The organism is Falsiroseomonas sp. RANM36 (genome assembly GCF_056682175.1).
This window is the reverse complement of record NZ_JBWXTD010000054.1, coordinates 1-312: the sequence shown is the minus strand read 5'-3', so window position 1 is coordinate 312 and position 312 is coordinate 1. Positions and strand designations below refer to the sequence as shown.

The 312-nt window shown below is 73.7% G+C and carries 1 protein-coding gene; it reads left to right on the top strand.

The window, feature by feature from the left end:
- Window positions 1-184 (top strand): 16S rRNA (uracil(1498)-N(3))-methyltransferase (locus AC1MIR_RS27815; protein ID WP_480031408.1); only part of this gene is annotated, 184 nt, incomplete at its 5' end.
- Window positions 185-312 lie beyond the last annotated feature (128 nt).

The following is a 312-nucleotide window of genomic DNA, read 5'->3' as shown; positions in this document are numbered from 1 at the left end:
CGAGGGGGCGGAGCTTGACGATCTCCGTCGGCGTGCCTTTGTTGTGCCGGCCGCGCTTGGCCCCCGCATCCTGCGGGCCGAGACTGCCGCAGTGGCGGGTCTCGCGGCGCTGCAGGCGCTGGTCGGGGTCTGGACCGAAGCACCCGGCGGGACTTCCCCCGACAGCCGGGCAACACGCGGATAGAGAACGCCAGCACGATGCCGAATCCCGGCGAGGCCGACCTCACGCCGATCACCTCGGTCCGCCAGCTTGCGGCGTGGCTCGCCGCGGGCTCGAAGCCGCGGGGCGCGTGGCGCATCGGCACGGAGCAC